Here is a 26,027-nt window from a genome sequence, read left to right as displayed (position 1 = left end):
TGCTTGTATGACCAGTGACATCGTCGAATATCTGCCATTCATCATATTAATGACACTTTAATAATTAATACATTATTTCTATTTTATAGAAGTGAATATTAATGAAGGCATAACTGATAATCGGATAGCGTTGTAAAAATAGGCATTAAACCGGCCGTTTTAGGTGCTGATTCACGTAATAGGTATAATGAAAACATGATGAAGGAAAGCGTAACTTAATATGTCGGAAAAGAAACTGATTGAAGCGTTAACGGCGGCGTGTGAGTGGGCAAAATCTGAGTCGGTTGGCTTTGAATGGCTTACGCATATGGGGCATTGGCGCAGACCAGAAATTATTGCGGTGTTTGAAACCGAAAAGCAGAAAAGCGAAGCGCTAACAGCGAATTGGAACCAAGCATTTGAAGATGAACTCGTTTATGTGTGTGATACGTTGAAGGTACAGATTAAAAGTGTTCGCTACGACAGCGAGCAAGCGTGCACTTCGCAAAGTAACGGCAATTGGGAGCGGCACTTAAAACGCCGAGCTTTTCACTAAGAGCACTCCACTCGCCGAGCACTGTATTGGTAGAGCTTACTATGGAGCGCAGACACAAAAAAAGCGCCGATAGGCGCTTTTTTTAAAGAAACATAGTGTTTCTGAGTACTGAGCTTATTTAGCGCCCAAAGCACCGAAACGTTTCTTGAAGCGGTCAACACGACCACCGGTATCAACGTTACGTTGCTTACCAGTGTAGAATGGGTGACATGCAGAACATACGTCTAGGTTAATATCTTTACCTAGAGTAGAACGGATTTTCATTACGTTGCCGCAAGAACATGTTGCTGTCATTTCAGCGTATTCTGGGTGGATACCATCTTTCATTTTGGATTACCTTCAATATGAGGCCGTATCGCTATCTGGCCCGAAGCCAAACACCATACGCAACTTTAAATTCAATGACCGACCGCAGAAATTGCAGTCAGCCGCAAAAGAGCGGCGCATAATAAAGGAAGCATCGTAAGTGATCAAGCATTTTTTGTATGCGAAGTAAACAGAGGCGGCGTTAACTATACTCACTGGCGAGAATAAATTCCCTTCCCTTATTTGACATTATGTTTAAATGCCAGATCATTAGCGGTTCTGAATTTACGTCTACTCACTTTACGTTTATCAATTTTTGGGGCATCAGATTTAATGGTATTCATTCAGGTGGCTGTACCTGTGCCGCTTCGCCAGCTATTTACCTATTCTCATACCGACACCTTACAATCAGGCGTGCGGGTGAAAGTGTCATTCGGCCCACGTCAATTGGTCGGCATTGTGATTGAATCCGGTATAGACATAGATGACACCAGTAAAATAAAAGCCATTAATGAGGTTATAGATAGCGTGCCGGTTATTGATGAATCGCTAAGAAAAATGGCGCATTGGTTATGGCAGTATTACCACCATGCGCCGGGGGAAGTGATACATGCTATGCTTCCTGTGCCTTTACGAAAAGGCGAGCCAGCCACGCCATCACCCGCACAATACATTCAAGTGACCCCAGAAGGTCGAACTACCGATAGTGATAGTCTAAGCCGTGCGCCAAAACAAATGGCCTGTTTAGAGGCTGTCGTCGCTTCGCCGCTAATTGCAAGTGAAGCGCGCAAAACCTTTTCACCCGCAGTAGTGAAAGCGTTAATAGATAAAGCTCTTATTGAGCGGGTGGACATTACGCCTGAACTCACGGCGCAAGCCTGGTTAGATACCTTCGACATTGGCGAAAAGCCGGTGCCTGATAAAGAGCAAGGGGTAGCGATTGCGGCACTAAACCAGCAGCATGGTACCTTTGCCATAAGCTTGCTTGAAGGGGTGACAGGTAGCGGTAAAACTGAAGTGTATCTGCAATCAATCGAACCTTTGCTTAAAGCCGGTAAACAAGTGCTTATTTTAGTGCCTGAAATTGGTTTAACGCCGCAGACTGTTTCACGGTTCGAAAAGCGTTTTAATATTCCTGTAGGCGTATTGCATTCTCAATTGACGGATGCAGCGCGATTGTCTGTTTGGCAGCGAGCTAGAGCAGGTGAGTTAGGTATTATTATTGGTACGCGCTCAGCTATTTTTACGCCGCTTAAAAACCCTGGCATGATTATCGTAGATGAAGAGCATGATGAGTCGTTCAAGCAACAAGACGGGCTTAGGTATAATGCGCGAGACTTAGCGGCCATGCGTGCTAAGGAGCACAGCATCCCTTTACTACTCGGCAGTGCGACACCTGCGCTTGAGACATTAAACAACGCATTGACTGGTCGCTTTGCGCATTTACAGCTAACTCGCCGCGCCGCAGGGGCACAAAGTACTAAGCAGTACTTGCTAGATGCCCGAGACCAGCCTATTCATTACGGTATTTCAGAAGGCTTGCTGACGATTATGCGCCAGCATGTGAATGCTGGAAATCAGATTCTGGTTTTTGTAAATAGACGGGGCTATGCCCCAGCTCTTTTATGTCATCACTGTGGCACCACGGCGATGTGTAAGCGGTGTGACAGACCTTATACCGTGCATAAAGGGCAAAACAGACTGCAATGCCACCACTGTGGTGCAACCCGATCTATGCCCAAAGAGTGTGAAGCTTGCCACAGCCATGAAATGGTGACGGCAGGGACGGGCACCGAGCAGGTAGAGGAAGGGTTAATGAAGCTCTTCCCTGATGCCAAACACGTGCGTATAGACAGCGATACAGTAAGAGGCAAAGACAAACTACATCAAACCCTTGATGCGATTAACCGTCAAGAGCACCAAATACTGGTGGGCACGCAAATTTTATCAAAAGGGCATCACTTTCCCCACGTTACACTCGTGGTGGTTTTAGATTGTGATGGCGCGCTATTTAGTGCTGATTTTCGGGCGCCAGAAAAGCTAGCGCAGCTAGTCACACAGCTTGCTGGGCGAGCAGGGCGTGCCAGTAAACCAGGAGAAATGTGGCTGCAAACCCACAACCCTCACCATCCTTTGCTACAAGATTTGGTGAACAACGGCTACGCCCATTTTGCTCGCCATGCCTTGATGGAGCGAAAAGCGTCTGCATTGCCTCCTTATATTAGCCAATTTGTGATCAGAGCTGAGGCAACAGAGAGCTCATCGGCCTATGCTTTCCTGCAACAGGCTAGAGGTGTGCTGTTAAACTCAAATGCTGCAAACACAAGTCTGAGCGGCTTAGTACCGCAAATGACGGGGCCGTTTCCTTGCTTGATTGAAAAGCGCCAGGGGCGTTTTCGCTTTATGCTGGTGTGCAGCCATGAAAAACGTGCGCCGTTACATAACGCTTTACGCTTAGCACTACCTTATTTACAAGGGCTACCTCAGGCAGCAAAGGTACGGTGGTCGGTAGATATCGATCCTACCGATTTCAGTTAGCACACGGGTTCTGATTACGGTAAAATCTCAACACTGATGTATACAAGTGTTTCAGGGTTGTGCACTATGTCTTCGTACAATGGCATCCCCCGTTTAAAATAACGATAAGTAGTAGGAAAACTGCCGAATATGGCTCAACGCGATTATGTATCTCGTGGTAAAGCACCACAAAAAAAGAAGCCGGATAATAAAAAGCGCGGTAAATCTCAGGTGAAAGGTGCGCCCACGGCCGCATTCCCTATTGTTCGTTTGGCCATCGTGGTGATATTACTAATCGGCTTTGCGGTTTTCTTATGGTCTATTAAAGACAACGCGAGTTCTGAGGTAGATACCGAAGTTGTACGCCCTGTGGCGCCTATACAAGAAGCCTTGCCCGAATTACCGAAAGAAGAGTGGGAATATATTCGTACTCTGCCTGGGTATGAAGTAGAAGTAGACGTGGCTGAACAGGAAAAGTCTGACAAACGATACCTTATGCAGTGTGCGTCGTTCAGAACCCGTGCCCAAGCAGAAGAGATGAAAGCCAAAATCGCCTTCCAAGGTTTAGAAGCCCTTATTCGCCAAAGCTCTGGCAGCAACGGCGAGTGGTTCAGGGTTATTCTAGGGCCATTTGAATCGAAACGTGATGCCGAGAAAGCCAAGCACAGCCTTCGTAAAGTGAATATCGCGACCTGCCAAATCTGGTACTGGAACTTATAAATCGTACAAGATTATCAAGGTAGCAAGCCTACGACGAGTAAAGGTACGCTTTAAATCTTCAGTGTCACTTAGCCAATAACACTTCCACCATTATTTGTGGTGGAAGTTAACCTACGGCAATTAACGCGCTAATCGATATACCCTTTAATCTCTCCCCCCTTGAAAACGAAAACCCTTCCCCCATTTCATAACAAAGTCTTTTTTCAGTTATCGCCCGAGTCTGCGATAGCGCCCACCTTAAACGGGGATTAAACGTGACAACGATTGTATCTGTAAGACGTGGAAATCAAGTTGTGATGGCTGGCGATGGTCAGGTGTCACTCGGCAATACCGTAATGAAAGGTAATGCACGTAAAGTGCGCCGCTTGTACCACGATAAAGTATTAGCTGGCTTTGCAGGCGGCACCGCCGATGCCTTCACCCTTTTTGAACGCTTTGAAGCAAAACTTGAAGCCCACCAAGGTCATTTGACCAAGGCGGCGGTCGAACTTGCCAAAGATTGGCGAACCGATCGCATGCTGCGCAAGCTAGAAGCCTTATTAGCCGTAGCCGATGAAACCGCGTCTTTCATCATTACCGGTAACGGCGACGTAGTTCAGCCAGAAAATGACCTGATTGCTATTGGTTCAGGCGGCAACTATGCCCAAGCTTCTGCTATTGCTTTGCTGGAAAACACCGAACTGACTGCAAAAGAAATTGCGGAGAAAAGTTTGACCATAGCCGGTGATATCTGCGTATTCACTAACCATAGTCAAACGGTAGACGTACTCGATTACTAAGTGGCTGTTTAACTAAAAATAAACAGCGACTTGTGCCTGCTATCGATGCAGTAGCACCAAAACAGAAAAGGGTTTATGCATGTCTGAAATGACACCTAGAGAAATTGTTCATGAGCTAGACCGACACATTATTGGTCAGCAAGATGCTAAACGTGCGGTATCGATTGCACTTCGAAACCGCTGGCGCCGTATGCAGCTTGAACCAGAGTTGCGTCAAGAAGTAACGCCTAAAAATATTCTTATGATTGGCCCAACAGGTGTGGGTAAAACCGAAATTGCGCGCCGCTTGGCAAAATTAGCGCATGCGCCGTTCATTAAAGTTGAAGCCACTAAGTTCACCGAAGTGGGCTATGTGGGTAAAGAAGTAGAAACCATCATTCGCGACCTTGCTGACATTGCCGTGAAGATGACCAAAGAAACTGAAATGAAAAAGGTGAAATTCCGCGCTGAAGAAGCGGCGGAAGAGCGCATTCTTGACGTACTTATTCCGCCTCCTGAAGATGCATGGGGTAAGAAAGAAGACGTTGAAGATAGAGGCACACGCCAAGCGTTCCGTAAAAAGCTTCGCCAAGGCGATTTAGACGACAAAGAAATTGAAATTGATGTGGCACTTCCACAAGTAGGCGTAGAAATTATGGCGCCTCCTGGAATGGAAGAAATGACTAATCAGCTTCAAGGCATGTTTCAAAACTTGTCAGGTTCGCAAAAGAAAAAGAAGAAGCTAAAAATTAAAGATGCACTGAAAATGCTGGTGGAAGAAGAAGCCGCACGTTTGGTGAATCAAGAAGACTTAAAAGAAAAAGCGATTGAGTCGGTTGAGCAACACGGCATTGTGTTCGTGGATGAAATTGACAAAATCTGTAAGCGTGAAGGCAATACGTCAGGCGATGTATCGCGTGAAGGTGTGCAGCGTGACTTGCTACCCTTGGTAGAAGGTTCAACGGTATCGACTAAACACGGTATGGTAAAAACAGACCATATTTTGTTTATCGCCTCTGGTGCTTTCCAAATGAGTAAGCCGTCAGACCTTATTCCTGAGCTTCAAGGCCGTTTGCCAATTCGCGTTGAGTTGTCAGCATTAGAAGTGGGTGATTTCAAGCGTATTCTTACCGAGCCTAACGCATCGCTTACCGCACAGTACAAAGCGCTAATGCTTACTGAGGGTGTGAACATCGATTTCGTGGAATCGGGCATTCAGCGTATTGCTGAAGCAGCATGGCGAGTGAATGAGCGTACTGAGAATATCGGCGCGCGCCGTTTACACACAGTGCTTGAGCGTTTAATGGAAGATATTTCATTTGATGCGTCTGAAAAAAGCGGTGAGTCTTTTGTGATTGACGAAGACTACGTAAACAGCCACTTAGAGTCGCTAGTAGAAAACGAAGATCTGTCTCGCTTTATTCTATAAAGCCCTGGACGAGTAATACACAAAAGAGCGCATTTATTTAAATGCGCTCTTTTTTTATGTGGTTAATAATTTCACTAAACGCCCAGTAATATCAACGCCAGTCTCGTTTTCAACAAACAAGAAGAAAGGGCAAGGGTTAGCTTCCAAAAAGTAATATTCACCCTTGGTATTTTTACGCCAATCAATAGCACACCAATGCATTCCTAAGCCGGAACATATCTTTCGTGATAAATCCTGCATTGGTTTAGGAAGGGGGGTCAGCAAAGGGCGTGCGTTTATATCGTCCCTGAAATCGAGATCGTGAGAGTCTATTTGTACACTGACGACTTCATCACCCAGTACGTAACTGCGAATGTTTGTCCCTTCAATAAATGCTTGAAACGTCACAGGGCGCTCTTTTAACAAAGCCTGTACTAAACCGCGAGTATCATAGCCCTGTTGCATGAATTTCGCTGTTTCGCCGCCTTTCACGGGCTTGTAAACCACCTCGTCTATATTCGCACAAAACTGTAGAGCAACATCACTAGCGTTGCCTATATAGGTATATGGCACCTTAGCCCCTAGCTTTTTTGCCATTCGCAGCTGAATGGGTTTGCAGTGATGAGCGCGAATGGCGTCAATACCATTAACCCACTTAGTTTCACTGAATAAAAACCAACATAACAAGGTGCTGGCATATTCTTGATCTAACCATTGCGAAGACACATTGTCAGAGGCGCTCACCGAGGGAGGAATATATTGGTGCCAATAGGCAGATGTGATGTCTGATAGCGGAATTCGAAAAAGCCCGTTGCGCGTAGGCTGGTTAAAATGCAAAAGACCATCATTATAATCCGGATCGTAACTGAGCTGCCAGTGCTTACCAAAGTAGTTGGTGTTGATAATACAGGGCTCGTTTTTATCGGCTATTAAGGCTTCAGCCACATGAAGAATTTGTGGGTCATTCTCGCTCCCTATTAATGCAATCTGCATTGAAATATCCTTTCTAAATGGTAAAAGGAGGACTGCTTAACCTCCTTAATCTGCTATGACAATAAATCGGGTAATTGTCCGCCGTCCTCACCAATCGCTAGGGTGATATAGACAGGTGGTTTAATAAGACGGATTGGCGCTTTATCTGCACCTGTTGATACGCCAGACTTGCCGCCAGTCACTTGCAGTAGTTCTTGGGTTGCAAGGTGAAATTCAGTAGCAGTTTGTACATGTTTTTGTGTATTTTTGTGTGTATGGTTTTGCGTGTTATGTTGCATTTTTCGCTCCTTATAAAAGCGTTTTAGTGTGATTTAAAAAGCTAGCGGTTAAGCCAACCTTAAGGGGTGGTAAATCGATCGAAAGCAACTCGCGATAAGCGCGGTGCGGCTGCTTATTTTTAATTTTTTGTAAATATTGGCACAGTGGAACTTAACCGTTCGCTCGCTAATAAATAGCTCTGTCGCTATCGCTTTATTCGATAGCCCTTCCATGATCTTTCGCGCAACCTGAAGCTCGCGTTTAGACAAGGTGTCGATAGGAAGGGCAGTACTATTTAAGTTCTCTACATGCTCAACGATTTGTTGACGCTCAATATCGGTGAGTAAGGGTGTAGATTCTCTAACTTCGGGGGTTATCATTATGAATCTCCTAGTGGGGTATTATCATTTTCTTCTACTATTTCAGAAGCTGGGTATCGCTGCAGAGTGCCGTCTACTAACTGATAGACAGTATCCGCAAGGGCAATTGTTTGAGGCCGATGGGCAACCATAATGCGGGTAATATTCAGTGCCTTTAGATGAGTATTGATGATGTGCTCATTTTGAATATCTAAATGGCTGCTTGCTTCATCAAGAAAAAGAATATCGGGAGAGCGGTAGAGTGCTCTAGCTAATAAAAGCCGTTGCTTCTGACCACCACTTAAGCTGCTTCCCATATCACCGACTAACGAGTGATATTGCATAGGCATGGCACAAATTTCGTCATGGATACAGGCTAACTGGGCGGCCCGGACGATCTTTTCTTGATTAGGTATTTCATCAAAACAACTGATGTTTTCAGCCATAGAGCCGGATAAGCACATGTCTTCTTGCAGCACAGAAGCGATGGTTGGCGCGTGATTTGATGATGAAATCATATTGTGACTAACCGTTCCCTCAGAGGGAGCATATAGCCCCATCAGACATTTAAGTAAGGTGCTTTTTCCACTTCCGCTTGCTCCAACGATGGCAATGATTTCCCCTGCTTTAACCGATAAATTAAGGTTTTCAAAAATACAGTTACACCCCTCCCCATACCGATAACTAAGATTGTGAGCTTTTAAATGAATAGCAGGAGTACTAGAGGCAATAGCATTAGAAGTGGCGGCTGCAGGTACTGGGGTTGCGTTTGAATAAGCGCTAGGTTGTTGTGACAACAAGGTGGTTTCAGCAGGCTCTGTTAGTACAATATCGCTCAGGCGAGAAAAGTGAACGGCCAGCATTCGTAATTCGATAAATTTAGACACTAGCCCGTCTACCGCAGCAGTAAATTTGGTTTTGTAAGCAATGAAGGCAAGCATCATTCCTACGGTCAGCATATTATCCATCACCAAAGAGGCCGCTATAAAGATTACAGCGATGTTCTCAAGACCAAATAACACTTGGTTTACCGCGTCGCTGCCAATATTGAGTTTTCCTAAACTAATATCTTTATTTAAAGTGGCGACTAACTTGTTTTGCCACTGGCTATGGCGCTGCGATTCTTGGCGGTATACACGAATAGGCAACATGCCTCGAACGCTTTCCATAAAGTGGCTTTGCTCGGTGGCGCCTAACGCAATTTTTTCTGTTGTGAGCCGCTTAGTGATAGGTATTAATGCAATGCGGAAAAGTAGATATATCGCCACTACTAGCACCACACATAGCGTGAGTTTTACAGAGTAAAGTGCCATCACGACAAGGGTAATAATAGCCATGACACCGTCGAGCAAGGCTGTGACAAGTCCAGTGGTGAGAAACTCACGAATATGCGCGAGGGAGCCAAAACGAGACACCACATCGCCCACGTGCCTTTTAGCAAAAAAATCCAGCGGTAGCGAAAGCAAATGTTGAAAGACCGAGGCGGACATTTGAAGTTGAAGTCGGCTTGATACAGCAAGGATCAGAAAGCGTCGCAACACTCTGGTGAAGATGCTTATCAGTAGTAAGAAAGTAAACCCAATGGCAAGTGCGGTTAGCAGCGCTTGGTTTCCTTGCAACAACACATCATCAACAACGGTTTGTACGTAATAGGGAGATGCCAATGCAAAAAGTTGCAGCAAGGCAGACAGCGCAAGCAAGGTCGCTAAGTTACGTTTGAACCCTATGGTGCGGGTAAAAAAGTCTCTTAGTTTTAGTAAAGGCTTTACCGGAGGCGGCGAAAAATTGTCTTTAGGCGTAATTTCTAACGCTATTCCTGTTAGATGTTTACTTGCCTCGTCGAAGGTGAAGGTGCGTTTGCCAATACTCGGATCGTGTATGGTAAATCGTTCACGCCCTACGTTAGTCAAAACAACGAAATGACGCATGTCCCAATGTAGTATTGCTGGCAGGGTTAGTTGAGATAAATCCTGTGGCTCAATTTTTAGCGCACGACATTGAAATGCCATTTGCTGCGCGATATCCATAATATCTTTAAGTGTAATACCACGAAGTGAAACGCTAATGCGCTGGCGAAGGTGGGTCATATCCCGTTTGTCACCATAATATTGTGCCACCATGCTGACACAGGCTAAGCCACATTCAGCGGCTTCAGTTTGAAGCACAACTGGTACTTTGTTTTTAGGTGATAAAGCGCTGAGTACAGGTGAAGCAAAACCGTGAGTAATATTCATAATCACAACCTTTTAGTGACGCTTAGAAGCGGCTCTAAGATCCATTCCAGTAAGCTACGCTGGCTAAGCGCAACGTCTGCTGAAAATGTCATTCCAGCCTTAAGCATTACCGGATTTCCATAGGCAATAATGGCGTCGCTGCTTACTCTAGCGGTAACCAAATAGGCGGGTTCGCTTACGGTTAAAGGCGCGTTCGCCCATTCACCAGGCAGTAAAATAGTTTCAGAAATGCTCGTTATCTGCCCCTCTTGCAAACCAAATTTCTGATAGGGAAAGGCATCGTAACGAATCGCGAGTTGTTGCCCGCTAGCAATAAATCCGGCGGCGCGCACGGGCACCAACAATCGTGCTTCTATTGGTGAATTCTCTGGAAGTAAGCTAAGTAGCGGCCTGTTCTGATCGACCATTAATCCAGTACTTGCTTGCAGACTTGAAACCACACCATTTTGCGTTGCATATAGAATGCGCTGCCGATCGCGATTTAACGTTAGTAACTGTTGGTTGATATCACTCAGTTGGTTTTCGTGTGCAGTGCGCTCATTGGCTTGTATCTCGGGTAAGCCGGCAATTTCATATGTCAGTCGGCTTACTTCAGCTTCGCTTTTTAGGTTGTTCCGCTCAGCTTGTTTCCATTGTTGCTGGCTACTCAAAAGCTCCAATTTATAACTATCGAAATCTGCGTTACTTACATGGCCGGCATCGCGCAGCACTTCAAGTGAGGTAAAATGATTGTGCGCTAACTGCCACTGTTGATGAGAAATCGCTAAAATATGGCGTATTGAATCGGCGTCTGTTTGTGCGTGCTCAAGTTGCTTTACTAGCTGCACGTGGCTGTTTTTATGAATAGTAATGGTACGCGTCAAAGAGTCGGTTATTCGCTGCTTTTTAGCTAGAAGCTCTTGTTGCAGTTTTAGCTCTACGGTTTCACCTTGTGGCTGCTGAACCCCGTATTCAATCGATAGTAATGGTTCGCCTTTCAAAACTTTTTGCCCCTCGCTGACATACACTTGGGAAATGCGGCCTTTACGGGAGTCGGCGTACAACCTTAGTACGCCATGAGAGGGCTCTAACCAACCTTCAACTGTGGCTTTTCGGGCATAACTACCCGTAGTGAGGTATACCCCCAAACACACTATCCATAAAAGTAGTATCGCGGTTATTCCCATATGGGACGGTCGAGGCGTCATCAGCAATTCACCTTGAAATGACGAAGTAGGCTGCATTGCCTGATGACGGAATAGTCCTTTTCTCATAACAGTTCATCCCATGAAATTAAAAAAATGGTATTCAGTTGCCATTTCCCTGTGGACATAGCGCTTAATCAGTAATCGACACTTTTTAAGCAGCGAAAACCTGAATACCGACAAGTGGTCTTGGGAAAAGCCTTGACGCTGTTAACGTTAGAAGAGGCGGGCTCGGAATATCGAATAAAAAGAAGTCAGGGCATTCGCCGCCCTTTATTCATAGGGTGTTGGCGCAAAACTTGATGAATTTTTAATGAAATGGCTCAAATTTAAATGTGGTTAAAAATTGATGGAAATGCAAAAGGTTAGTGATACTGTACAAAGGTTGTACTATAAAAAGTAGTGTACTTAATTCACGCAGTGGCTTAACCAAAACGGAATAGGAACTCACATGTTTGTACCAAGTATTTTACTCAAGCAGCTATACACTCACGGAAGCCTAACCAAAACTGACAACGGCGTTTCCTTCGCACTTAAAAACCGTTTAAAAGATGCCACATTAAAAGAGCTTAAATGGATTTCATTTGATGGTGAGAAAGTTCCAAGCCATAAAATCTCTATTCAAAGCAGCAACGACAGTGACATTAGTGTCGATGCACTGAATGACACCGGTGGTATGCCGTTTTCATTACGGCAAGTCATCACGGTACACCTAGAACTCAATGAAGAAGTAAGTCCTGAAAAGCGCAAAATAGGCATCTGTTTTTCAGCGTCGCCTTTTGGAAAGCTTAAGTTCGAAGTAGAAGATAATGTGACCTCACCAGCGAATCGCAAGTTGCATATACCCCGTGACGACCACGACGATTATGGCGATGACATTATCAAAAAGCGCCAGTCGTATTTTGAAAGTTTCACTGATGGCAAACTCAATCACGTGGGTAAATACTCGATAGACCCAGATAAATTAAAAGGCAATATTGAGCATTTCATTGGGGTAGCTCAAGTGCCCATTGGTATTGCAGGGCCATTGGTAATTGATGGTGAACATGCGAAAGGTGAATTTGTTGTGCCACTGGCTACAACAGAAGGCACCTTAGTGGCGTCATATAATCGTGGTATGAAGCTACTCAATATGAGCGGTGGAGTAAAGGCCACCGTTGTTGATGATGCTATGCAGCGTGCCCCTGTTTTTATATTTAGCGATGCCCGTGGCGCAAGGGATTTTGTGACTTGGGTAAACCAAAACATCAGCAAAATTCGAGAAGAGGCTGAATCAACTTCCAGCATTGCCAAACTCACTTATATCGACCACTTTCTATCAAACAAATTTGCCTTTTTACGTTTTAATTATTTAACCGGCGATGCGGCTGGGCAGAACATGGTGGGGCGAGCTACTTTCGCTGCGTGCGGGTGGATTTTAGATAATTATGAAGGGATAGAGAACTTCTACTTAGAATCTAACTTTGCCACCGATAAGAAAGCCTCACAAATAAATATTATGCGTACGCGTGGTAAACGAGTAACCGCGGAGGCCACGATAAAGCGTGAGCATTTACTGCAAATTATGCGTGTAGAGCCTAAGCAAATTGATTATCACGGCAGGGTAGCGGGTGTTGGGTCATTCCTATCAGGTGTGAACAATACGGGTTTACATTCGCCGAATGGCATTACTGCCATGTTCATTGCCACGGGGCAAGATGTGGCAAACGTAGCGGAATCATCGGCAGCTATTATGTATTCAGAGCTTACCGATGATGGCGACTTGTATGTGTCTATTACCATTCCTTCGTTAATCGTAGCCACCTATGGTGGTGGCACCGGAATGGGCACTCAGCGCGAGTGTTTAGAGCTCATCGATTGCTATGGCAAAAACAAGGTGTATAAATTTGCCGAAATTGTTGCAGCGGTGGCCTTAGCGGGGGAAATCTCGTTAGCGTCAGCCATTAGCTCATCTGATTGGGTGTCGTCTCACGAACAATATGGACGTAACCGTTGACGGAGACAATACGAAGTTTGGGGCACACAAGCACAGGCACGCCGTAAATCCATCCATGGGGGCTCTGCCACCGCATCCATGCGGTGGAAGGTCTATCATGGTGCTTCCTACCCTCTGAGCTAAATCCATGGCTGGCTTGGGGAGAGTAAGTCTATCGCCCCACCAGCCATACTCATCATCGGCCATCGGAGACTTTTTAGAAGGTGGAGGGCCTGCTTATTGTGTGCCCCGCACTTTTAATGCAACCCTAGCTCCCAATAAGCCCTGCCATGGCGTTCTGCCACCGCATCCATGCGGTGGAAGGTCTATCATGGTGCTTCCTACCCTCTGAGCTAAATCCGTGGCTGACTTTGGGGAGAGTAAGTCTATCGCCCCACCAGCCATACTCATCATCGGTCATCGGAGACTTTTTAGAAGGGGGAGGGCTTACTTATTGTGTGCCCCACACTTCTAATGCAACCCTAGCTCCCAATAAACCCATCCATGGGGGCTCTGCCACCGCATCCATGCGGTGGAAGGTCTGTCATGGTGCTTTCCACCCTCTGAACTAAATTGGTAGTTGGAGTGAGTTGGCGTGAGGGAGGTAGTTCCGAAAGCTAATTTATGTGGGAAGTCGGGGAAATCGTTAGGCATAAAAAAGCCGGCGATTTACGCCGGCTTGATAAATGCTAATACTTTATTCGGTAATTAGTGTTTCCAGTGGAAGTGATGGGCTTTAGCGTCAATCGCTTCAGCGGTGGCTCTTGGCATAAAGGTGGCGTTGTTTTCTTCGAAGAAGAAAGGGGAGCGCTTGGTTTTACTGCCCACTTCGTTCATGGTGGCGGCTTCGTATACGCGGCCGTTAAGTACGGTGAATTCCACATATTCGCTGCGGCGTAGGTCTGCTAATACGTCGCCGTCAATAACGACTAAGTCGGCCAGTTTACCTTTTTCAATACTGCCGATGTCTTTACCCATACCTAGGTGTTTTGCGCCATCGATAGTCCCGCCGCGTAATGCTTCCCACGCGGTGAAACCGCCTTGTTGCATTATCCACAGCTCCCAGTGCGCGGCTAAGCCTTCACGTTGGCCATGAGCACCAATATGTACACTGACCCCATTATCTCGAAGCTCTTTGGCGTAGCTGGCAACGTTTTGGTGGTTGTACTGGTTATCGGGCGCGGTCGGGCGTCTTATCGAGCGGCCATGTAACATAGTGGCTGGTGTGTAGCGGAGTAAGCGTGGGTTTTTCCATACTTCAGTACGGTCGTACCAATACTCTTCACCCATCATACCGCCGTAAGAAACTACAAATGTAGGTGTGTAACCGAACTCGGTGGCTTTCCATAGCTGGGTGACATCGCTATAACCGCGCTCAATAGGTAAGCTGTGTTCTAACCCGGTATGGCCATCTACTAACATGGTCAGGTTTTGTTGAAGCTTACCGCCGCCTTCTGGCACTACCATCATGTCTTGATTTTTCGACGCCCATAACACTTGTTGGCGTTGGTCACGACGTGGCTGGTTGTAGCTTTTAACCGAAATCGCGCCACTTTCTTTCAAGCGCTCTACGTGAAAGTACGCATCTTCGTAATTATTGATAATGGCTTTATAGCCTAGGCCTTCTGCGCCGTACAAAATAGTACCGGTAGAGTATATACGTGGTGCAACTATGTCGCCTTTACGTTGAAGCTCAGAGGCCGCAAAAATCTCAGTGGTATCATTTGATGGGTCGTGAATGGTGGTCACTCCAAAGGCAACATTCGAGTATTGGCTCCAGTTTTTATCTGGAATAATCTCGTTTCTGCCTTGCGCGCCATGAGCATGGGTATCAACTAATCCTGGAATAATGGTTTTGCCACTGGCGTCTATTTGCATAGCACCTTCAGGAATAGCAATATCACCGCGCTTACCCACAGCTTCAATGCGGTTATCTTTAATAATAATAACGCCATCTTCAATGACTTCTTGGGTGTTGTCGGCATCGCGCATAGTCACGATTTTTCCGCCTATTAAGGCTTTATAACCACGAGGTTTATCTGCTTCTGTAGTGAACGATAAATTAATACCGTCAGCCACAGGGTCAGGCAATGTTTCTGGCGAACCATCTACAAACGCAAAGGCTTCTTTAAGCGAGCGACTGTAGAAGGTTGGGCCATTAAACCAGCTTACCGTCGTGTTATCCGGCGACCATGTTAAGTACTCTCCGGCTTTAGATGAAAGCTGAGTAACTGGCAGTGATGTCATTTTAGGGCCAATGGTTACTTTCTTGCCGTTTTCAACAAATGGGGTCACGAAGGTTTTAAACTGATAAACGAATGCTACCCATTTTTTATCATGCGAAAGTTTGTACTCACTTACATCATCAGCGCCATATAAGTGCGTTCGCTTATCGTTTCCTTGTAGGTTGACGCTTGAAAGTTGTGTCTCTCGATACGGCGTGCCGCCTACAGATTCGGTGAAAAATACACGTGAATTGTCACCAGCAAAGTGTGGGTTAATGCCCCCATCAGATACTTTCTTTTCGGTTTTTCTATCAAGGTCTGCTACATAAATACCAGGGTCCACCGAGTATTTAGGGTCTAGCAAATAGCCGCCGGTAAACTTGCGGTACACTACTTTTTCTCGATCACTTGAGAACGATGGTTCTATATAATGCCCAGGTTGCTGAGTGATGATTTTACCTTTACCGCCACGGGCAGAAACAATGCGTACTGAGCCTAGCTCATCATCATTCCATGTGGTGTAAACAATAGCTTTGCCGTCGTTAGAAAAACGCGGGTAATATTCACCATGTTCATTTTGCTTTGTCAGGCGTTTCATCTTGCCAGATTTAATGTCTTTTACGTAAAGTTTGCCCAATGCTTGAAACAAGAGGGTTTTGCCATCAGGCGACATTTGCGACCAGCGAATCATGTTTACATCAAATTCATCCGGTGCAACATCTACATCAAAACGCAGCGCATCAGCATAGTGAAGGGTAGCTTCTACACTAATGTTAATATCTGAAATAGTTTTATCGTTAATATTGATGCTATGAAAAGTACCGCCCGTCCAATACACAATGGCCGAGGAATCGGGCATCCAATCAAAATAAGCGAAGTAACCTTCAGAACCAAAACCTTCTTGCATATCACGTTCAAGTTCTGTGGTAAGCGGTGTTTCAACACCGGTTTTAATGTCTTTTAGAAACAGCGCTGTTTTTTCTTTTACGCGGCGAACAAACGCGACGTATTTACCATCGGGTGAAGGAGTGGGTACCACCGCACCGCCAGTGCCACTGATGTAACGGCTTTCATCACCATTTTCACGGTCGAATCGGGTAATAGCGAATATGCCACCTAAAGGATCACGGTTATAGTCGAAACGACTTCCGGGCACGGTGTTCTCTGTGAAATAAATATATTTACCGTCGTGGGAAAAAACAGGGTCAGCTATATTTTGTTGGTCTTTCTTACCATGATTACGAGCTTTAATTTGCAAGCCGTCACCGCCGGTATTGTGGTACATCCAAATTTCACCCGCTGGAATACTGCGGCTAGACATAATACCTTTCGATACCAACAGGTATTCCCCATCGGGGCTCCATTTAGGAGAGTGGATAAGGTTGTTTTTTTCTTTGGTTACTTGGCGTAGGTTTTCGCCATTACTATCCATTATCCAAAGATTGTTAATACCATCTCGGTCAGAAATAAACGCAATCTTTGAGCCATCCGGTGAAATGCTTGGGTGTATGTTCCATGCGAAATCTTGCGTGATGGGTGTGGCATCGCCGCCATCAATATTCACTTTATAAATATCGCCTAACATATCAAATACCATGTACTTGCCGTTAGGTGCGATATCTAAGCTAGACCAAGTGGTTTCGGTAGTATTGATAGTGACTTCGTTAAGCGCAAATGGCGGGTTACTTACATCCCATTTTTCTTCATTGATGGATGTTTCTTTTTTTATGTCGTCAGCGGCATACGCGGAGTACGCCGTACTTAAGCCTAGCGCGCTCACAAGTGCGACGGCTAATAAGCTTTTTGTTGTTTTTATCATAATCTATTTCCAATTACTTGAAGTGCGTTTTCTGTCTAGTGATGAGTATGCCTCTGAGCGTCTCATCTAATTGTAAATTTATCGTTAACTTTAACCTGAAACGGTGGGACGCCACCTTACTTATGAGATTTCACGTATAAATCTAACGACCAAACTACAGTTTTACCACCCACCCGCCTATTTATCCATCACTCACGATGATGCTTGTCTATTAGATTGATAAGCGCTAATTTGCAACAAGCTGTTAACAAAATTTGATGTAGGTGCTGTACATGGTCAATTCAGAGCAAAACGTGGGCAATTCAGAGCAGAGCGGGGTCAGCCCAGAACAAAAGCTCCATTACTCAACCTGTACGCTGTGCGAAGCCATGTGCGGCATTGAAGTGGCAACACAGGGCAACCGCATACTCTCCATTAAGGGAGACAAAGATAATCCTTTTAGTGAAGGACACGTATGCCCAAAAGCCAGTGCGTTGAAAGATTTGTATGACGATCCTGATAGACTAAAACGGCCGATAAAAAAGGTGGGCGATGAGTGGCAAGAAATACCGTGGAGTGAGGCCTTTGACTACGTTGCTGAAAAACTTCACCATATCCAGTCTACACATGGGAAAGATGCGGTTGGCGTGTATTTAGGTAATCCGAATGCCCACAACATGGGGGCTATCTTGTTCGGCCCTTATTTTTATCGCGCCCTTGAGTCACACAATAGATACTCTGCCACCTCAGTCGATCAACTCCCTCATCATATCGTGAGTCGCAGACTGTTTGGGCATATGTCGCAAATTCCTATTCCAGATATCGATCGTACCCAACACTTTGTGATTATCGGTGGAAACCCACTGGCTTCAAACGGCAGCATCATGACAGTGCCCAACGTTAAAAAACGCTTAAAAGGCGTGCAAAAACGCGGCGGTAAAGTAGTGGTTATCGACCCTAAACGGACAGACACTGCTGATTTAAGCTGCGAGCATCATTTTATTCGCCCCGGCAGCGACGTATTGCTATTACTTGCTATGTTACATGCAGTATTTGAAAAGCAATTGCATAGTGCAGAAGCGCTTTTACCTTACGCCGAAGATTTACTTGATGTTGAAGGCTATGTAAAAGACTTTCCGCCCGAAACCGTTAGCGAACTAACAGGTATTAAAGCTTCACAAATAACCAAATTGGTCACCGACTTTTGCGAAGCTGAATCCGCAGTTTGCTACGGGCGTATGGGCGCGAGTGTGCAAGCATTTGGCACACTCACGCAATATCTCATCATGCTGTTTAACATGCTGACTGGAAACTTAGATAGGCAAGGGGGAATGATGTTTACCCAACCTGCCGCCGATATTCTTCCCGTATCAAGCAGGGGCAGCATAGGAGGCTATAGTTCAAGGGTGAGAGGTTTACCGGCTTTTGCAGGTGAATACCCAGTAGCATGTTTAGCAGAAGAAATATTAACACCGGGTGAAGGCCAAATTAAGGCCATGGTCATCGGTGCTGGTAATCCGGTGGTAACAACGCCGAATACCGAGCAGCTGGAACGTGCCTTTTCGCAACTTGATTTTGTCGTGTCTGTGGACTTCTACATTTCAGAAACCTCTCGCCATGCAGATATTATATTACCGCCCGTTACCCCGTTAGAGCGTGACCACTATGATGTGGTTTTTCACAACTTTGCTGTAAGAAACTACGCCACCTATTCTGAGGCAGTGGTAAACATAGATGACAACCAATTAACCGATTGGCAGATATACTTATCATTGGCAGAGCGCCTAGATAAATTAAATGGAAAAAGCACCGCACACTATCAAGCACTATGGCAAAAGCAGCCACAAGGTCTGATAGACGAGTTATTAAAAAGTGGCCAATATGGGGCGCATGCTAGCAGTGGCAAGGAAGGCTATAACTTGTCGCTAGACAAGCTTAAAGCGCATCCGCATGGCATTGATCTTGGGCCGTTGCAGAGTGCATTACCTAACGCTATTTTTCACGAGAATAAAAAAATCGATTTAGATTTCGATTACTTTATGCCAGATATAGCTCGAGTAAAGACGCACTTCTTCGACCGAATGCGTAACGAAAATCAAATGGTATTAATTGGCAGGCGTCATATTAAAACGAACAACTCGTGGTTACACAATAGCCCTAGAATGGTGAAGGGAAACAATCGCTGTACCTTGCAATTACACCCTGTGGATGCTGCTAAATATCAAGTTCAAGAGGGTGATAGGGTTAAAGTCACTTCAAGAGTGGGTCATGTTCAAGTGGAAGCTGAAATTACCGATTCTATTATGCCAGGCGTAGTCTCTATTCCGCATGGCTGGGGTCATAATAAAAAGGGGATAAAACTGGGTGTCGCTAGCCAATACCCTGGCGTTAATACCAATATTCTGACAGACGAAATGCAGGTGGATACCTTGTCGGGAAATGGTGTATTAAACGGTGTGCCCGTTTCATTAGAGAGGATGTAAAAGAAAGGCGATAATCAACAAATGATTATCGCCTTACATTTTATAAGTACACTAGGGTTTTACTAATCTTAGCAAAGCTAATTTATTCTAAACTAAGCTATGTAAAACCACCTAGGTCATAGTAACGTATTCTTCTGCACTAGTAGGGTGGATAGCTACACATGCATCGAAATCGGCTTTGGTCGCGCCCATTTTAATGGCTACAGCAAAGCCTTGTAGAATTTCATCCATACCGTGGCCTATACCGTGAAGGCCAACTACTTTTTCATCTTCACCTGCACACACCAATTTCATTTTGGTCATTTGGCGGTGACGGGTTACTGCTGTGTACATAGAAGCAAAGCTCGACGAGTACACTTTAATATTGTCTTCGCCGTATTGTTCAACCGCTTCTGGTTCGGTTAAGCCAATTGTGCCAATAGGCGGGTGGCTAAACACCACAGTAGGGATCATGGTGTAATCCATGTGCGCGTCTTCTTGGCCGTTGAATAAGCGTTCGCTAAGCAAGCGACCTGCTTTTACTGCTACAGGCGTCAATTCGGCTTCACCCGTAATATCACCTACAGCATAGATGTTCTTGGCGGTAGTATTTTGATATTTATCCACCTTCACCGTGCCATTTTCGGCAAGCTCAACATCGGTATTTTCAATCGCTATCACATCAGTTGATGGTTCGCGGCCAATAGCCCAAATGAGGCAGTCTGCTTCAAGTACTTCACCGTTGGTAAGGTGAATAGACAGCACATTACCTTCACCGCGTTCTACTTTTTCAACGCTGGTGTGGTTGTGCAATGTGCAGCCTTCAGCATGAATCATATCAACCAAGGTTTCATGAATAATCGGGTCGAAGTGGCGAAGCGGTGCTTGTTTACGAACAACCAAGTGAGTTTCTGTACCTAAGCTATGCAATACGCCAGCAAGCTCAACGCCAATGTAACCTGCACCTACTACAACAGCTTTTTTAGGTTGTTCTTTAAGTGCAAAGAAGCCATCAGAGTTAATACCGTGCTGTGCTCCTGGAATATCAGGAATAACAGGGCGGCCACCAGTGGCAATAGTAATATGGTCAGCGGTATAGGTTTCGCCATCGACTTCAATAGTGTTGTTATCGACAAATTTCGCGAAGCCACGAATAAGGGTTACGTCGTTAGCGGTTAACGAGCGGTCGTATGAAGCATGAATACGTTCGATATAAGCTTGACGGCTAGCCACTAAACTATCCCAACTGAAATGGTTCACCGACACATCAAAACCGTATTCTGGTGCATAGCGATGGATAGCTTCGGCAACTTGTGCGCCGTACCACATGGCTTTTTTAGGCACACAGCCTACGTTAACGCATGTGCCGCCAATATCTTTTGCTTCAATAATGGCTGCTTTTTTACCATGCTTGGCGGCACGGTTTGCAGACGCAATGCCGCCACTACCGCCGCCTATGCAGATATAATCAAAATGTTTCATGTTAACCGCCTTATTATCCGTTAGGCCTAAAATTGTCATTTATTGTGACACGAAATTGAAGGAATACACACTGTATACGCGTTTAAGAGACCGAGGCTCAAGGTAGAAGATTTCATTATCGTAGGCATCAGTTACAAAAAAACAAAGAAGCACTAATTACCTTAGTGCTTCTCTATTCCAGTTTTATGGGTACTACTACAGATACGCTTAAGATCACGCGTCTTGAGCCGCAGCACCTTCTTCGGGGTCATCTAACGGCGTATCGGGCTCAATCAAAATACTGAATTCACGGCGACGTTCTTCCTCAAATTGTCTTAGCTTTTGAATAGTCGCGTCGGTGAAAATATGCCCTTCAGGCAGAATAAGAATATGGCTGTCGTTGTATAAATTTTTGGCTAACACCATGCCCGCTTTTAGCTGAGAGGCTTTCATAGTGTTGTAAATGTATTTTGACGTGCTCACATCATCATCTTCCAACAAGAATGACAGAATTTCACCGTCATACCGTGTGTTGGTATGCTTTTTCATTTCTGCTTTTGCATCACGGGGAGTCATCTCTTCACCGCTCATTCGGCCGGTGACTAAACGCCAGTAATCTCTTGCGATTGACACGATGCGAGCACCAATTGGAATTTCTTTTGCCACCACATTACGTGGTCCCGCACCATTGTAATGCTCGAATTGGAATTCAATCATGTCTGATACTGGCTGTAGCTCTGTTGCAGGTGCCAGCATAAGCGCTGCTTGTTTGGTTTGATCTAAGTAGTTCTGTTGCTGCTGGTACTTTAGTTTCGAAAACGGGGCTAGAAAATCGTCTGTATTTAGCCCTAGTAAACCAAGTTCACAAATAAGCCCGGCATAGCGCACCCGTTTAACGTCTTCAGGGCTCAGTTGAAGGTATTTTGCTAACTTAGTGGCAAGCTCGCTCACTTCAATGGCAAACTTGCCGTCTATATTGGGGTTAATACTAATAACGTTAAACAGTACTTGTTCCATTGCAAGATTATGCTTTTCAATCTTGTTCAACGCGGCTTTAATTTGGCGAGTACGCTTATGCACCATTTGTTCAAGTGACGTATTCACTTCTTTTAACTTGCGATTTTGTAGTCGAGTTAATTTCTGCAGGCGGGCATTTTCGTTTTTTAACTTTACTCGTTCTAGCCCATCTTCAATGGCAGATATAAGCTCTTTGTTGTCCCACGGTTTTTGCAAATAACGATGAATCTTTCCTTCGTTAACCGCTTTGATAGTCGATTCTATATCGGCATAACCGGTTAGCACTAGCCGATAACTTTCAGGGTACAATTCTGCGACTTGTTGAAGTAATTCAGCACCAGACATTTGTGGCATTTTCATATCGGAAATGATCACGTGAACTTCATTTTCCTTCATGATCTCTAACGCTTTTGCGCCACTGTCAGCCAGCAATAAATTAACTTTTAAAGAAAAGAGCGCGCGCTTAATGGCACGAAGAATATTAGGTTCATCGTCGACAAATAAAACAGTGTACACGTCTGCGTTTTGGTCAGTGGTATCATTCATAGTGAATCGTCCTGAAAAGAATCTTCGGCGTTGTCGTCTAACGGATTATGTATTGGTAGGCTTAGCGTAAAACAGCTTCCTTCCCCATCGTTACTTGAAGCATGAAGGGTGCCGCCGTGTTCTTGAGCAATGCCAAAAGAAATAGAAAGCCCAAGTCCGGTACCTTGCCCTTCTGGTTTGGTAGTGAAGAAGGGGTTAAATAATTTATCTAGGTGACTCGATTTAATACCGCAGCCAGTGTCTTGCACCGTAAGTTCAATGTTGCCATCTATTTCCCGCGTTGTAATGGTAATGGTGCCATGTATACCAGTACTTTCGATGGCTTGCCCTGCATTAATAAGAAGGTTAGTTACAACTTGTGAAATTTTCCCCATGTTCATCATGATATGGGGAATCGACCCTAAATGCGTTTCTACGCTACATATGTACTTTAGCTGGTTGTTCACCATCGCTAGGGTGGTGCGAACACAGTCATTTAAGTTGTAAGACTGCATTTCATCACTGTCTACACGAGAGAAAAGCTTTAGCCCTTTGACTATTTCGGCAACCCGAATCAGGCCGTCTTTCGAATCGGTGATGAGTTCAGAGATATCGCTGTTGATAAATTCCATATCTTGCTGCTGTATAATGTTACGCAACTGTTTTATCGCTTCATCTTGTTGGGTGGCGGTATCTTTTGAAAGCACATCGTTCAGCTGTTGGAATATCATTTGGTAGGTCGATACGTATTCGCTGAGAGTATGCATATTGCTATTCACAAATCCAATCGGGTTATTGATTTCGTGCGCTACCCCCGCGGCCAATTGGCCAACTGATGCCATTTTCTCTGCTTGTAACAATTGAACCTGTGCTTCTTTTAAATCTTTATTTGCTTCTTCAAGCTGAAAGTTTTTCTGATTTAGCAACGAGGTGCGTTCTCTTACTTTCACTTCCAATAAGCTGTTGAGCTCTTTGAGTTCATCTTCAACACGCTCACGATGAATATTCTCGTCTTTCAAAAGTTCAACTAATTGGTTAAACGCATCAGCCAACTCACTGAGTTCATCTTTGCCACGCACTTTGACAGAGATATCCTGATAGTTTTTATCTTTAACCGCCGCGCCTAAATGCCTAGCGCCCGCTCTTAGTTGCTTTAACTGCGACATTAAGTATGACCCAAGCAAGAATGAACACAATGCGATAAGGGCGAGCTCTATGGATGCAAGAGTGAGTGTCCATGTTCGAACTCGCTTTACTGACTTGTTAATAGAATCAACTTCCAGCCCTATCTCTACACGCCCATAGAGTGTCTCGCCAACCTTAATGTCAGCGGAGGTATCGTATATACCGTCTACCGCACTCATTACATCTCTATCTTGCTTAAAAGGACGGTTAAGTACGCTATGTTCACCTTTTTCGACATACACATTGTTGTTGTTATCGAGAACCCGAACATAGCTGATATTGGGGTTTGAAAGCATTTCTGATGCATCTGCCTCTAGCGAAGCGAGGTCGTAGCTTAAAAAGGCATTTTTCGCGGTAGAGACAAACAAGGTTGTGGTGGTTTGGGCAGAGGTTTCAACACTGGTGTCAACTAAGTCATTTAATAATTTAAATACGGTGGTGATAAGAATTAAAAACAGAATGGCAGCAATAAGTGCTACCCCAACAATAGTCTTGGTTCTTAGCGATAGTGTGAGCGACGCGTCTCTTTTCACAATTGCGGCCTTGCTAATGAGGTGATGCCTAGGGCTCGTACGTCGTCCCAATCTTCATCTACTGATGATATAAAACCTTTAAAGCCAACGTTTTTTAATAATTGTTTGTTGTCTTCGTCCTCTGACAGAGTAAGCAACGCAGTCAATAGTGCATCTCTTTGCGTGTCGGTAATCCGAGGGTGGGTAGCTATTGCATGGGGGGTATACCCATCACTTTCCCATAAAATACGAAGGGCACTTCGTATATTGTCATCAACACCATTGAAGGTTCTTATTATGCCGCCGCCAGCGTTAAAAAAACCTCGTTGTACATTCAGGTACACCGAATCATGAGAATGCACATAGCGTGGCGTAAAAAGAATGCCCTGCTGTTTCAAATATGCACTGGGGATAATAGTGGCAGCAAATGCGGCAGGAGAAGGAAAGGCGATTTCTTTGCCATTAAGATCGTCAAGCGACACAATATCGCTGTTCGCATCCACAACAATAATACCTTTAATTCGCTTGTCTATTTGGCGAGCCAGTGCGCGATAGCCAACTGAGTCATGAAATACCACAAAGTGGTAGGGGTTCATGTAGGCAATGTCGTATTCTCCCTCGGCCAGTCGTTGTTCGAAGGTAGGAATATCTTTCGCCGTTTTAAATACAACATCAATGTTGGCATGTTCCGAAATATAGTTGATAAGCGGTTGCCAAGTTTCGGCAAGCTTTTTCGCTGACTGTTGTGGCACTATCCCAAGCGTCAACGTATTGCATGCACCATAAGTGGCGAACAACGTGAGTGCTAAAAAAGCAAAAATACGATGTGCAGCTTGAAACATTGATTTTTTGACCATGATTCACCCCAAACTCACTCATTTAAAAGACGCATTTCAAACGACCCAATTAAAAAGGCCATAGCAAAAACTGGCCAAGTTTACTTACTATGAACTTACTCAAGCATGAACTTCTCGATGGTTTCGATAAGTTCGCCATTGGCAAATGGTTTTGAAAGTGCTGCATTTGCGCCGAGTTCGATAGCTCGGTCAAGACTGATATCGTCAAGTGCGGAAATGACTAAAATTTTTAAATTTTTATACTTAGGCTGTTCTCTAACAAACTGGATAACGCTGTAACCATCCATGCCAGGCATACTTAAATCTAGGGTCATTAACTTGGAGTTATACTGGCTCAACATAATGCCGGCTTGAAACCCACCCGTAGCAATATAACTTTCATAACCACCACGGCGTGCCACTCGTTGAATTGATTTCGCCACCGGCATCTCATCATCAACGATAAGAATTGAAGGTGATATCTCACTTTGGAGGTCGTCGGGAATAGGGATGTTGTGATGTTCAAGAAAGGAAACAAAGTCCGAGACTAACACGCGATTATTGCCACGACCTGGCAGCTTAAACCCTTTGAGTTTGCCGCTTTCTATCCACCGGATCACGGTACGAAGGTTTACATCGCAGTAAGTTGCGATTTCACCTGATGTTAATGTCTTCATTGCTCAATTCCTAATGCCAACTTATAACGTTATAGCACTGAATAGGGTTGTTCACAATTTAGACAAAAGTAGTGAATGTGAC

At 44.9% G+C, this 26,027-nt stretch carries 20 protein-coding genes; 7 read left to right on the top strand and 13 right to left on the bottom strand.

The genetic code is table 11. The features are described 5' to 3' along the window. Window positions 1-220 precede the first annotated feature (220 nt). Window positions 221-535: a hypothetical protein gene (locus AVL57_RS17660; protein WP_057795747.1), complete on the top strand. Its 315-nt coding sequence runs from the start codon at window positions 221-223 to the stop codon at window positions 533-535. A gap of 114 nt (window positions 536-649) precedes the next feature. Here the strand turns inward: AVL57_RS17660 and rpmE are convergent, their stop codons facing one another. Next, complete coding sequence (gene rpmE / locus AVL57_RS17655) at window positions 650-862, bottom strand: 50S ribosomal protein L31 (protein WP_013786275.1); 213 nt, start codon at window positions 860-862, stop codon at window positions 650-652. Window positions 863-1,174: 312 nt separating this feature from the next. Between rpmE and priA the strand changes: the two genes are divergently transcribed. From priA to hslU, 4 genes are all read left to right on the top strand, one after another. After that, the gene (priA, locus tag AVL57_RS17650; RefSeq protein WP_057795749.1) at window positions 1,175-3,379 is read left to right on the top strand and encodes a primosomal protein N'; all 2,205 of its coding nucleotides are present in this window, start codon (window positions 1,175-1,177) and stop codon (window positions 3,377-3,379) included. A gap of 129 nt (window positions 3,380-3,508) precedes the next feature. Then, window positions 3,509-4,078: an SPOR domain-containing protein gene (locus tag AVL57_RS17645; RefSeq protein ID WP_057795751.1), complete on the top strand. Its 570-nt coding sequence runs from the start codon at window positions 3,509-3,511 to the stop codon at window positions 4,076-4,078. Window positions 4,079-4,332: 254 nt separating this feature from the next. Further along, window positions 4,333-4,857 (top strand): ATP-dependent protease subunit HslV, encoded by a 525-nt coding sequence (gene hslV, locus AVL57_RS17640; protein ID WP_013786271.1) that lies wholly within the window; start codon window positions 4,333-4,335, stop codon window positions 4,855-4,857. 79 nt (window positions 4,858-4,936) lie between these two features. Further along, window positions 4,937-6,265, top strand: a complete 1,329-nt coding sequence (hslU, locus tag AVL57_RS17635) for an ATP-dependent protease ATPase subunit HslU (protein ID WP_057795753.1) — start codon at window positions 4,937-4,939, stop codon at window positions 6,263-6,265. A 54-nt stretch (window positions 6,266-6,319) separates the two neighbouring features. Here hslU and AVL57_RS17630 read toward each other — a convergent pair whose 3' ends face one another. From AVL57_RS17630 to AVL57_RS17610, 5 genes are read right to left on the bottom strand one after another with little or no spacing between them, the layout of a single operon-like run. Continuing rightward, on the bottom strand, window positions 6,320-7,237 hold the full coding sequence (locus AVL57_RS17630; protein WP_057795755.1) for an ATP-grasp domain-containing protein: 918 nt from the start codon (window positions 7,235-7,237) through the stop codon (window positions 6,320-6,322). A gap of 53 nt (window positions 7,238-7,290) precedes the next feature. After that, window positions 7,291-7,515 carry a hypothetical protein gene (locus tag AVL57_RS17625; RefSeq protein ID WP_057795757.1) on the bottom strand — a complete coding sequence of 75 codons (225 nt, stop codon included), beginning with the start codon at window positions 7,513-7,515 and terminating at the stop codon, window positions 7,291-7,293. Between the two features lie 48 nt (window positions 7,516-7,563). Continuing rightward, complete coding sequence (locus AVL57_RS17620; protein ID WP_057795759.1) at window positions 7,564-7,875, bottom strand: helix-turn-helix domain-containing protein; 312 nt, start codon at window positions 7,873-7,875, stop codon at window positions 7,564-7,566. Further along, window positions 7,875-10,088, bottom strand: coding sequence for a peptidase domain-containing ABC transporter (locus AVL57_RS17615; protein ID WP_138118235.1), 2,214 nt, complete (start codon window positions 10,086-10,088; stop codon window positions 7,875-7,877). The genes AVL57_RS17620 and AVL57_RS17615 overlap by 1 nt, the downstream gene beginning before the upstream one ends. A gap of 2 nt (window positions 10,089-10,090) precedes the next feature. Further along, window positions 10,091-11,341 carry an HlyD family secretion protein gene (locus AVL57_RS17610; RefSeq protein WP_232363264.1) on the bottom strand — a complete coding sequence of 417 codons (1,251 nt, stop codon included), beginning with the start codon at window positions 11,339-11,341 and terminating at the stop codon, window positions 10,091-10,093. Window positions 11,342-11,723: 382 nt separating this feature from the next. On the opposite strand from AVL57_RS17610, the gene AVL57_RS17605 reads away from it, so the two are divergent. Beyond that, window positions 11,724-13,268 carry a hydroxymethylglutaryl-CoA reductase gene (locus AVL57_RS17605; protein ID WP_057795761.1) on the top strand — a complete coding sequence of 515 codons (1,545 nt, stop codon included), beginning with the start codon at window positions 11,724-11,726 and terminating at the stop codon, window positions 13,266-13,268. A gap of 247 nt (window positions 13,269-13,515) precedes the next feature. Here AVL57_RS17605 and AVL57_RS21220 read toward each other — a convergent pair whose 3' ends face one another. Next, the gene (locus AVL57_RS21220) at window positions 13,516-13,668 is read right to left on the bottom strand and encodes a hypothetical protein (protein ID WP_156454872.1); all 153 of its coding nucleotides are present in this window, start codon (window positions 13,666-13,668) and stop codon (window positions 13,516-13,518) included. A 287-nt stretch (window positions 13,669-13,955) separates the two neighbouring features. Beyond that, complete coding sequence (locus tag AVL57_RS17600; RefSeq protein WP_057795763.1) at window positions 13,956-17,291, bottom strand: amidohydrolase family protein; 3,336 nt, start codon at window positions 17,289-17,291, stop codon at window positions 13,956-13,958. A 272-nt stretch (window positions 17,292-17,563) separates the two neighbouring features. Between AVL57_RS17600 and AVL57_RS17595 the strand changes: the two genes are divergently transcribed. Next, window positions 17,564-19,753 (top strand): molybdopterin oxidoreductase family protein, encoded by a 2,190-nt coding sequence (locus AVL57_RS17595; RefSeq protein WP_057795765.1) that lies wholly within the window; start codon window positions 17,564-17,566, stop codon window positions 19,751-19,753. Window positions 19,754-19,864: 111 nt separating this feature from the next. On the opposite strand, the gene gorA is transcribed toward AVL57_RS17595, so the two are convergent. From gorA to AVL57_RS17570, 5 genes are all read right to left on the bottom strand, one after another. Then, on the bottom strand, window positions 19,865-21,214 hold the full coding sequence (gorA, locus tag AVL57_RS17590; protein WP_057795766.1) for a glutathione-disulfide reductase: 1,350 nt from the start codon (window positions 21,212-21,214) through the stop codon (window positions 19,865-19,867). A 213-nt stretch (window positions 21,215-21,427) separates the two neighbouring features. Then, window positions 21,428-22,756 (bottom strand): response regulator c-di-GMP phosphodiesterase, NosR family, encoded by a 1,329-nt coding sequence (gene nosR, locus AVL57_RS17585; protein WP_057795768.1) that lies wholly within the window; start codon window positions 22,754-22,756, stop codon window positions 21,428-21,430. Continuing rightward, window positions 22,753-24,453, bottom strand: coding sequence for an ATP-binding protein (locus tag AVL57_RS17580; protein ID WP_057795770.1), 1,701 nt, complete (start codon window positions 24,451-24,453; stop codon window positions 22,753-22,755). The genes nosR and AVL57_RS17580 overlap by 4 nt, the downstream gene beginning before the upstream one ends. Then, entirely contained in the window at window positions 24,450-25,274 is an 825-nt protein-coding gene (locus tag AVL57_RS17575) for a phosphate/phosphite/phosphonate ABC transporter substrate-binding protein (RefSeq protein ID WP_057796572.1), read from the bottom strand. The genes AVL57_RS17580 and AVL57_RS17575 overlap by 4 nt, the downstream gene beginning before the upstream one ends. 110 nt (window positions 25,275-25,384) lie before the next feature. Further along, window positions 25,385-25,945, bottom strand: a complete 561-nt coding sequence (locus tag AVL57_RS17570) for a response regulator (RefSeq protein ID WP_057795773.1) — start codon at window positions 25,943-25,945, stop codon at window positions 25,385-25,387. Window positions 25,946-26,027: the final 82 nt, after the last annotated feature.

The sequence above is a fragment of the Alteromonas stellipolaris genome (assembly GCF_001562115.1).
In the GTDB taxonomy this organism is placed as follows: domain Bacteria; phylum Pseudomonadota; class Gammaproteobacteria; order Enterobacterales; family Alteromonadaceae; genus Alteromonas; species Alteromonas stellipolaris.
This window is presented reverse-complemented; position numbering and strand designations above follow the sequence as displayed.

Coding starts and splice junctions, on each gene's coding strand:
- AVL57_RS17660 (WP_057795747.1), top strand. CDS start 221: ATGTCGGAAAAGAAACTGATTGAAGCGTTAACGGCGGCGTGTGAGTGG.
- rpmE (WP_013786275.1), bottom strand. CDS start 862: ATGAAAGATGGTATCCACCCAGAATACGCTGAAATGACAGCAACATGT.
- priA (WP_057795749.1), top strand. CDS start 1,175: ATGGTATTCATTCAGGTGGCTGTACCTGTGCCGCTTCGCCAGCTATTT.
- AVL57_RS17645 (WP_057795751.1), top strand. CDS start 3,509: ATGGCTCAACGCGATTATGTATCTCGTGGTAAAGCACCACAAAAAAAG.
- hslU (WP_057795753.1), top strand. CDS start 4,937: ATGTCTGAAATGACACCTAGAGAAATTGTTCATGAGCTAGACCGACAC.
- AVL57_RS17630 (WP_057795755.1), bottom strand. CDS start 7,237: ATGCAGATTGCATTAATAGGGAGCGAGAATGACCCACAAATTCTTCAT.
- AVL57_RS17625 (WP_057795757.1), bottom strand. CDS start 7,515: ATGCAACATAACACGCAAAACCATACACACAAAAATACACAAAAACAT.
- AVL57_RS17620 (WP_057795759.1), bottom strand. CDS start 7,875: ATGATAACCCCCGAAGTTAGAGAATCTACACCCTTACTCACCGATATT.
- AVL57_RS17615 (WP_138118235.1), bottom strand. CDS start 10,088: ATGAATATTACTCACGGTTTTGCTTCACCTGTACTCAGCGCTTTATCA.
- AVL57_RS17610 (WP_232363264.1), bottom strand. CDS start 11,341: ATGAGAAAAGGACTATTCCGTCATCAGGCAATGCAGCCTACTTCGTCA.
- AVL57_RS17605 (WP_057795761.1), top strand. CDS start 11,724: ATGTTTGTACCAAGTATTTTACTCAAGCAGCTATACACTCACGGAAGC.
- AVL57_RS21220 (WP_156454872.1), bottom strand. CDS start 13,668: ATGACCGATGATGAGTATGGCTGGTGGGGCGATAGACTTACTCTCCCC.
- AVL57_RS17600 (WP_057795763.1), bottom strand. CDS start 17,291: ATGATAAAAACAACAAAAAGCTTATTAGCCGTCGCACTTGTGAGCGCG.
- AVL57_RS17595 (WP_057795765.1), top strand. CDS start 17,564: ATGGTCAATTCAGAGCAAAACGTGGGCAATTCAGAGCAGAGCGGGGTC.
- gorA (WP_057795766.1), bottom strand. CDS start 21,214: ATGAAACATTTTGATTATATCTGCATAGGCGGCGGTAGTGGCGGCATT.
- nosR (WP_057795768.1), bottom strand. CDS start 22,756: ATGAATGATACCACTGACCAAAACGCAGACGTGTACACTGTTTTATTT.
- AVL57_RS17575 (WP_057796572.1), bottom strand. CDS start 25,274: ATGTTTCAAGCTGCACATCGTATTTTTGCTTTTTTAGCACTCACGTTG.
- AVL57_RS17570 (WP_057795773.1), bottom strand. CDS start 25,945: ATGAAGACATTAACATCAGGTGAAATCGCAACTTACTGCGATGTAAAC.